General features: G+C 65.2%; 1 protein-coding gene. It reads right to left on the reverse strand.

What is annotated here, in order from left to right; all coding sequences use genetic code 11:
- Positions 1 to 431 (reverse strand): strawberry notch C-terminal domain-containing protein (locus tag EOA13_RS37655; protein WP_206535392.1); only part of this gene is annotated, 431 nt, incomplete at both ends.

Consider the following 431-nt stretch of genomic DNA (forward strand, 5'->3'; position numbering starts at 1 on the left):
AAGCGCTTGCCGGCTTTCACGTTGGCGGCCATGGGCCGGAACAACGGCGGTTGCTTCTGATTTGTGCGGTGGGTCCGTCCGAGACCCTGGATGGCGTTGTCGGCGCGCCAGCCGGACTCGAGCAGATAGTGCTTGCGCAGCCTCTGGTTCCTGACCCCGAGATCGGCGTGATAGGAGCGGCCGGTGCCGCCGGCGTCCGAAAACACCAGGATGCGCTTGTCGTCATCCATATAACCCTGGGTCTCGGCGAGATTGGCCGATCCTGGGCGGTTTTCCACGGCAAGCCGGTCGATACCATCGCGGCCGGTCTTCTTCACGATGCGGCGCGAGCGGCCGGTCACCTCGGCGACGGTGTCGGTGCCGAAGTGGTGGAGGATCTGGTCGAGCGCGCTACCGACCGGCGGCAGCGATGCGAGCTTTTCGATCATCTC

The organism is Mesorhizobium sp. M7A.F.Ca.US.011.01.1.1, from assembly GCF_003998295.1.
GTDB lineage: Bacteria > Pseudomonadota > Alphaproteobacteria > Rhizobiales > Rhizobiaceae > Mesorhizobium.